Annotated in this window: 6 protein-coding genes; 3 read left to right on the top strand and 3 right to left on the bottom strand. The window is 69.2% G+C overall.

The window, feature by feature from the left end; genetic code table 11:
* The first annotated feature begins 31 nt into the window (after nucleotides 1–31).
* Nucleotides 32–3,508: an ATP-binding protein gene (locus AOZ06_RS38630; RefSeq protein ID WP_157233486.1), complete on the top strand. Its 3,477-nt coding sequence runs from the start codon at nucleotides 32–34 to the stop codon at nucleotides 3,506–3,508.
* On the opposite strand, the gene AOZ06_RS57115 is transcribed toward AOZ06_RS38630, so the two are convergent.
* Nucleotides 3,465–3,629 (bottom strand): hypothetical protein, encoded by a 165-nt coding sequence (locus AOZ06_RS57115; RefSeq protein WP_157233487.1) that lies wholly within the window; start codon nucleotides 3,627–3,629, stop codon nucleotides 3,465–3,467. The genes AOZ06_RS38630 and AOZ06_RS57115 overlap by 44 nt on opposite strands.
* A gap of 11 nt (nucleotides 3,630–3,640) precedes the next feature.
* Entirely contained in the window at nucleotides 3,641–4,309 is a 669-nt protein-coding gene (locus AOZ06_RS38635; RefSeq protein ID WP_236951883.1) for a helix-turn-helix transcriptional regulator, read from the bottom strand.
* 176 nt (nucleotides 4,310–4,485) lie between these two features.
* Here AOZ06_RS38635 and AOZ06_RS38640 point away from each other — a divergent pair, with 176 nt between their 5' ends.
* The gene (locus tag AOZ06_RS38640; protein ID WP_054293900.1) at nucleotides 4,486–4,833 is read left to right on the top strand and encodes a beta/gamma crystallin domain-containing protein; all 348 of its coding nucleotides are present in this window, start codon (nucleotides 4,486–4,488) and stop codon (nucleotides 4,831–4,833) included.
* 1,015 nt (nucleotides 4,834–5,848) lie between these two features.
* Entirely contained in the window at nucleotides 5,849–6,868 is a 1,020-nt protein-coding gene (locus tag AOZ06_RS38645; protein WP_417999982.1) for a DUF6924 domain-containing protein, read from the top strand.
* 37 nt (nucleotides 6,869–6,905) lie between these two features.
* On the opposite strand, the gene AOZ06_RS38650 is transcribed toward AOZ06_RS38645, so the two are convergent.
* Nucleotides 6,906–8,198, bottom strand: a complete 1,293-nt coding sequence (locus tag AOZ06_RS38650; protein ID WP_054293902.1) for a YrhB domain-containing protein — start codon at nucleotides 8,196–8,198, stop codon at nucleotides 6,906–6,908.
* Between the last annotated feature and the right edge of the window lie 56 nt (nucleotides 8,199–8,254).

Here is an 8,254-nt window from a genome sequence, read left to right on the forward strand (position 1 = left end):
CCGCAGCGAAAGGAACGCGGTGACGGCCACCATGGGCTCTTCATCGCCGGGCACCGCGCTGCGGGTCGAGGTCCTCGGCCCGATCCGGGCGTGGCTCGGTGACACCGAGATCCGGCTCGGACCGACCCGGCAACGCGCGGTGTTCGCGGTGCTCGCGATCCGCTGTGGTCAGGTGGTGAGCAGGGACGAACTGGTCAGGGCGGTGTGGGGCGACGAAGCGCCGACCACCGCGGACGGCAGCGTGCACACGTACATGTCGGGCCTGCGCCGCGTCCTCGAACCGAACCGGCCGCGTGGCGCCGCGAGCACCGTGTTGCCGTCGGTGTCCCCCGGCTACCGGCTCGAACTGGCGCGGGACTCGCTCGACGCCGCGATGTTCGACGCGTTGTCCGGTGACGCCCGCGCGGCGCTCGGCCGCGGCGACCCGGCTGCCGCGTTGCGCATCGCCGACGAGGCGCTGGACATGTGGCACGGTGAACCGCTGGCCGGGTTGCCCGGCCCGTTCGCGGCCGACCAGCGCCTGCGGCTGGCGGGCATCCGGTTCGCCTTGCTGGAAGCCCGCGCCGAGGCGGGACTGGCCACCGGCAGGCACGTGGAACTGGTCGCCGAGCTGACCACGCTGGTCGCGCAGCACCCGTTGCACGAAGGGCTGCGTGGTCAGCTGATGATCGCGCTGTACCGCAGCGGCAGGCAGGCCGACGCGCTCGACCACTTCCACGAGGCGAGGCAGGCGCTGGAGAGCGAGCTGGGCAGCAGGCCCGCGGCGCGGCTCGTCGAGATCCACCAGCAGATCCTGGTCAACGACCCGGCGCTGTCGGGCGTCACCGCCAAACCTCTTGTGAAGCGGACCACGCGGCCGCGCAACCGCGCCAACCGGTTCGTCAACAGGGATGCGGAAACGGCACGGCTGCGGGACGCCGTCGCCGGTTTGGCCCGCGGGCGCGGCGGTCTGGTGTGGCTCGACGGCGAGCCGGGTATCGGCAAGTCGGAGCTGCTCACCAACGGTCTCGCCGGCCTGGACACCGCGGGTGTCCAGGTCGCGTGGGCGTCGGGCGACGAACTGGCGCGGCGCTTCCCCCTCCAGGTCGTCCTGCAGTGCCTCGGTGTCGACGTGAAGTCCGGCGATCCGCGGCGTGCCCGGGTGGCCGAACTGGCGGGCCGGACCTCCGCGCGTGATCTGCTCGGCGCGGGTGACAACTTGCTCGCCGTCGTCGACGCGACGGTCGAGCTCGTGCGCCGGCTGTGCGCGGACGGGCCGCTCGCCCTCGTCATCGACGACATGCAGTGGGTCGACGAGACCAGCATGCTCGTCTGGGACAAACTGGCCAGGCAGACCGGTCACTTGCCGCTGCTGCTGGTGGCCGCGTGCCGCCCGATGCCGCAGTCGCCCGCTCTCGATGCCATGCGCGACACCGTGTCGCGTGAAGGCGGCGCGATGCTGCGGCTGGATCCGTTGTCCGACGGTCACGTCAGCCAGCTCCTGCAGAGCTTGCTCAACGCCACACCGGGGCCGGGCCTCGGGCAGTTGGCGGCACGCGCGGCGGGCAACCCGCTGTACGTCGAGGAGCTGGTGGACGCGCTGGTGCGGGAGCACGCCGTCCGGGTGGCGTCCGGTGTGGCCGACGCGAACACGGCGCCGACGATGTCGCTCGTCTCCGCGCTGGAGCACCGGCTCGGTTTCCTCTCGCCGGGCACAGTCGACGTGTTGCGCCGCGCTTCCCTGCTCGGCACCGAGTTCCGCGTAGCTGAACTGTCCACAGTGCTCGCTCGCGCGCCGGTCGAGTTCCTGGCGGCCATCGAGGAGGCGAGCAACGCGGGCGTGCTCGTCGAAGACGGTGGGCGGATGGCGTTCCGGCACCCGCTGATCCGGCAGGCGCTCTACGAGGGCATGGTCCCGGCGTTGCGGGGCGCGTTGCACCGGCAGGCGGCCGAGGCGCTCGATCGTTGCGGCGCCGCGGCCGACACGGTCGCCTGCCACCTCGTCGCCGAGTCGTCCACTTTGGATCCCTGGGCGATCGCGTGGGTGCACGAGCACGGTGAGCGGGTCGCCTCCCGCGCGCCGGACATCGGCCGCGAGTTGCTGCGCAGGGCGGTCGACGCGTGCGAGATCGCCGACCCGAAGCTCGACGGCCTGACCACGAGCCTGGCCAGGGTCCGCTACCGGCTCAGCGAATCCCCCGAGGACGAGGTCCGCACGGTGCTCGCGACCACGCGGGATCCGGATCTCATCGGTGAGATGCACTGGATCCTGACCACTGTGCTCTACCGGCGGGGCCTGGAAGCGCAAGCGATCAGCTCGCTGCGCCTGGCCGTGGCCACGGCGGGCATGTCCGAGCTCTGGCGAGCGCGGTGCCTTGCCCTGCTGGCCGCGCGGGAACGCAGCATCGGCGAACCGGAAGCCGCGGAACGGACGTCGTTGTGGGCGATCAGGGAAGCCGAACGGGTCGGTGACGTCTTCGCCAAGGGATACGCACTGGAGAACCTGTGGCTGCTGCGCTCGATCAGCCGGGACCACGCCGAGGCGCTCCGGTTCGTCGACGAAGCACTGACAGCGGTGAGCGCGGCCAGCGACGAGGACCCCAAGCTGGCGAGCCTGTACGTGAGCCTGTTGGACAACCGCCTCTTCAGCCTGCAAAGCCTGGACCGGCTCGACGACGCGGACAAGACCCTCCGTGTCGCCGACGAGGTCATGCGACGCCATCAGCTGCCGTCCGGCCAATGGGTGTCCGCCGCGGTGAACCACTACTGGGCCGGCCGGTGGGACCACGCCATGCGGGAGCTCTCCGACGTCGCCACCACGTGGAACCTCGACGTGAGATTCCGCGGGCTGCGGGAAAGCGGCCCGCTGATGTTGCTGCTGCACGGCGTGGCCAGCCTGATCGCGACCTGCCGCGGCGACGAGGAACAGGCCAACGTGCACCTGGCCGCCGCGGACGACCTGCCGATGCTCACCGCGGCCGACCGGGAGAACTGCGACTTCCTGATCGTCGCGGAAGCACTCGCCGCGGAACGCGACGGCCGTCTCGACGTCGCGCTCATCGCGTTGAAACCGGTCATCGACGAGCACTACTCGCCGATGATGCTGCGCCACCAGTGGCTCCCCGACGTCATGCGGATCGCGCTCGCCGCGGACAACCGGACGATGGCGGCGCGGGCGCTGGAGGTGTGTGCGTCGGAAGCCCGCCGGGAGACGGTGCCCGCGCGCGCCGCCGCAGCGCTCAGACGATGCCGTGGTTTGCTCAACCGAGCACCGGACGAACTCCTCACCGCGGCCAAGCACTACGAACAGGTCGGCAGGCCCGTCGAACTGGCGCAGGCGCTGGAGGACGCGGCCGTGCTGCTGGCGGAAACCGGCTGTGCGGACGAAGCACGCGCCGCACACGCGAAAGTGGTCACGCACTACGACGCGCTCGGTGCAGCGTGGCTGGCACACCGCGCCACAAGTCGGCTCAAGGCGACTGGAGTCACACCGCTAACCCGGGGCGCCGAACGCCCGAAGGCGGGGTGAAGAACGACCGGTGCGGCGTCGCGAGCGGCACAGTCGCGTGTTCGGACGCCAGCTGCGTCTCCTGCTCGTCGATGATCCGGTCCATCAGGTCGTCGATGACGTCCACGTGACCGTCGTTCATGAGACTCCTCACTAGATGACACCGGCACGCCAGGCGAAGGCGACCGCGTGTGCGCGGTTGTTGAGGCCGTGCCTGCTCATCAGGCTGTGCAGCACGTTCTTCACCGTGCGCTCGGAATAGCCCACCCGGACAGCGACTTCCTCGGTGCTGTGACCGTCGGCGAGCAACCGGAGCACGTCACGCTCACGCGCGGACATGCCCGACATGGTGAGCCCGTTGGGTTCCAGTACGTCACGCCGGATCCGGTCGAACTGGTTGAGCAAGCTCCCCTGCAGCCACGGCGGCAGGTAGGCGGCGCCCTGGCTGACCGCGACAACCGTGCGCAGCAGTTCGTCGTCACTGGTGTTGCTGCGCTGCAACACCGCGGCCGTGCCGTACTGGATGGCGGTCAGACCGTCGATCCGCAGCCGGTCGGTGACGATCACGCACCGCGGCGAGGTGTCCAGCCGCGACTTCGTGCGGACCTCCCGCAGGAAGGCCAACGCCTTGTCGCCGACAGCTTCCTCGATGATCACGATCATCTCGGCGAGGGCGATGTCGGACTCGGGAAGCACCCGCAAGCGACCGTCGGAGCCGAGGATGCTGGCCGCGCCGAGCGCGGTCATCGGGTCGGAGGCGTGCACTGCGACAGCGACGCCTGACGGCTCCGTGGTGTGCGCAGACAGCGGCCTCTGGTTCACGGCGGAGAGTCTGCTCCAGACATCTTCACGTTCACTTCATGGCAGCTTGCGGGCCGGAAACGGGGCAACCGGACTGACCTCTCGGGCAGACCGGAACCCGCACGGTAGTGCGGGGGAAATGCGAGCAAGCAGACTCACGCACGTCTTGCCGATCGAGGAAAGGACAACAGCGCGACATGCGTACAGGTCTGAAGAGGCTGGCTGTCACGACGGTGGTCACAGCAGGCATGATGACCGCGATCGCGGCGCCCGCCTTCGCCATCAGCGAGGTCGGCTGCGGTGGCCGCAACGACTTCCTCAAGGTGCAGTACGCGACAGGCGGTGGCTGGGGAAGCGCCAGGTGCTTCGCCAACGCGGGCGCCCAAGGAGTGAACATCGGCGGCGCATACCAGGTCGACTCGGGCAACAACAAGGTGACGGTCAACTACGAGGACGGCGGCCGGTACTACTCCGACACGCTGGACCGCTGGCAGGGCGTCGGCTACGGCAGGCAGGTCAGGGTGTACGAGGTCCGCATCTGGTGACCACGCGCACGAGGGCGTGAAGAACGACCGCAGCCCAGCCCCGACGTGCGGCGCGCGAGCACCGTGGTGGGCTGCGGCGGGATGACTCTCCCGTACGACCTGGGCTAACCCCCTGAGCCGCCGGTCACGCGGGAGAGCACCCACACCCCGGGAAGCTGTTCCCGGAATGTGGGTGCTCTTGGTGGCCTGTTCGTCCGGTCGGTAAGTGCCGAGCAGGTGCATCCGCCCGTCCAGCTCAACGCTGATCCCGCCGGACTGCAGGTCACCAAGGGCGTTGCGCCTTCACCGCGCGCAAGCGCAGAACCAGCTCCGAGCGGCTCGCGCGCAAGCGCAGACCAAGCCACAGCGGCGAGCGCGAAAGCAGGCAGACCGACCCACAGCGGCGAGCGCGCAGCGCAGAGGGGTGGTTCGGGGGTGCTCCTGCCCGTCGGCCTGGGCTGTGCCAACCACGGTCCGTCAGGAGGTCCGCCTACGTTTCTCGCGGGCATCAGCGCAGGCCCAACGGGCCTCTTGACAGTCCGTGGTTCCCTCCGGGCAGGTCGTCGGGCAGGAGCACCCCCGAAGCCCACATCTGCGCTGCCGCGCTCGCCGTGGTGGGCTGGCTATCGCCCAGTTGCTCGGCTTGGCGTTCATACGCGGACCACTCCGGATTGGGGTTGCTCAGGCCACTCAGGCCGGTCCGCGCTGGCGCGCTCGCCGTGGTGGGTCGGCTATCACTCAGTTGCTGGGGTTGGTGTGCGTTTGCGCGTGAGCCACTTCGGCTGGGCGCTGCGCGGGTTGGTGTGCGTTCACGCGCTCGCCGCTGTGGGTTGGGTGCCGTTCAGGTTGCTCGGGTTGGTGTGTGCCTGTGCACTGTCCGCGAACTTCCCCCGCTTGTGTGCGGACCGTTTGTTGTGGATTGAGGATGCTCTGCGCTTGCGTTTCTTGCGATGGGAACGCCTGCTGGTATTAGGAGATTGTTTTGTGGTCCACTTGGAATGATGGTTCTGTCGAGGCTGCTGTGCTCGAGTTTCGTGTGTGGCACAACTCGCTTGGGGCTGCGGAGTGCGAACCTGGGCCGCGGTTGTGGGTTGGATTGGCTGCCGAAGGCGGCTCCGCGCCGCAGCAACTGTCCTGGGTGGCCGAGGACGGCATTGAGTGCGCGGTTGCCTTCTCGCCCGATATGGCGGCGTGTTGGGGGCATCGTCGTGTGGCCAGTGCGCATCTCGTGCAGATCCGTGGTGAACTTGTCGCCAGTGACGGGTTTTCTCTGGCCGGGTCGAGCATTCTCGAGTACGACACGGAAACCCTGGGTATGGGGTGGCATTCGGCGGGTCGTCTGCGCTTGCTCCTGGACGATGGGTCGGGTGTGCCGCCGTGTTGGGTGGCGTGGCGTGACCAGGCGGGCACCGCGTACTCGCTCGGCATGTGGTCGCCTGAACTGTCCGGTGAATCCCACGTCATCAGGATCGCCGGGACGCAGTTCACCCAGGCCAGCGTGTTCTCCGGCTACCGCAACGCCGCCGGCCACGCACCAGTCGGTTTTCGAGGCACCCTGGTCGCGCCGTCGGTGGTGAAGCCTGCGCCGTCCGAGCCAGTGGTGTTGCAGGATGTTCCAGTGGGCACGCCTTGTCTGCCGTCGGTTGAGTCGGTTCCGTTGATCCGCACTGACTTCGGCAACGATGAGGCGTGGACCGCGGCCGTCCGCGAGGTGACGGAGGTGCGCACTCTGCCCAACGGCGACATCTTCAGCGCGTCCGTCGATGTGGTCGACGACAAGCGGTTCAGCGGCCTGACTGCCACCCAGCTGTGCCAGTTGGCGCCGCCCGGCGCGGGCTGGTCGCTGCCGCTCGTCGCCGACTGGATCACCATGATGGAGCCCGAGCACCCCGTGCTGGTCGTCGATCTCGACGAGGACAGCCTGGGCCGGACCTTCCGCGCCACCCCTTACGCGGTCCACGAGATCGAACCCAACCTGTCCCTGGCGAACGTGGACTGGGAGTCCTTCGAGTACTCGGCGGACGACGACGGCGTGGTCCGCCCCTCGTTCTCCTAGCCGGTGCGGCGCGGCGGTACAGCCGCGCCTGCGTCGGTCATGACTCGTAGCGGATCACGTGCAGTGCCATGGGTTCCTGATCGAACGACGGGTATCCCCTGTCGGCCATCGAGTCGATCAGGCGCACACCGCTGTCCTCGTTGACCGCGATCAGCAGGTTGCCCACCGATTCCCGGCCGCGGAAGTCCTGCCGCCGGACCCACACCAGCGCCCTCGACCCCTTCGGAGTCCCGGCGAGCTCGGTCAGCGTCTCACCCCAGCTCTGGTGCACGGTCGAGCTCAACGGTGTGCCCAGTTCGCGCATCGTGGGTTCGAACCAGGCAGCGGCGCCGGGAGCAGGCGGGTCCGCGATCCCGTCATCCTCGACCTCCCACTCCGTCAGATAGGTCCACGGGTCGTTGTTCGGCAGCCCGAACGGGGTCCGGCCCGCCTGCTTCGGCACGACCAGCGCGGCGTCCAGCATCTGGTCACGCCAGTCGCCGGTTTCCTGGAACTTCCGGGTGGTGCACGCGAACAACCAGCCGCGGTTGGTCTCGTCCGCCGCGTCCGGCTGCACGACCACAACCGGCTCCTTGTACGTGTGCTCCAGCCAGCTGGTCGCCTTGTCCAACGCGGCCTGCAGCGTCGGCGCCGGGTTCTCCCACGGCAACGGCAGGAACTCGTGCCGCTCGCCCGCAGCCCGGTGGAACCGCGCCACAACGAGCTGCCCGACCTCGTCATCGTTGAGCCGCGCCAGCGAACCGCGCTGGCCGTCGAGGAAAATGGCCTGGTCGTCGTCGTTGAACGCGTAGATCAGGTGGCCGGTGAGGTCCTTGCCGTCGTGCTGACGGCGCAGCCACACGACAGTGCGCGTGCCGGGACCGCCCTCCAGCAGGATCGACGTGACATCCGCCCACGTCGAACAGGTGGACACCTCGGCGGACGGGAAATGTGCGGCCAGCATCCGGCCCCACCAGCCCGGCGCCTCGTCCAGCGGCGTCCACGGCAACGCCGATGACGGCCGGTGGTCCACAGCGGCGTCGGTCGCGACCAGGCAACCACGCGCGTTGACCCGCCAGCGCCACGCCAGCGGATCGAAGTCCGCCGACGGCGCCCCGTTGAGCGCCTCGTCCAACGGGTCCGCGTTCGACACCGGGAACGGCTCGCCGCCGTCCTTGGGCACGGCGATCGTGGCCGCGAGCATCGGCTCGTTCGGCCCGCCCGCGTAGCCGCAGCCGAACAACTGGGTCCGATCGCCGTCGACCAGCGGCTGGTCGTCGGTGAGGGTGACCAGGCCCCCGTAGGTGCGGTCCAGCCAGTCGGCTGCCCTGCGGGAAAGAGTGTCGTTCATCGTCTACCTCGGTGGAGTCGCTCGTCTGACAGATCGGTCGCGCTGCCTCATTTGTC

The organism is Kibdelosporangium phytohabitans (assembly GCF_001302585.1).
Lineage (GTDB): Bacteria > Actinomycetota > Actinomycetes > Mycobacteriales > Pseudonocardiaceae > Kibdelosporangium > Kibdelosporangium phytohabitans.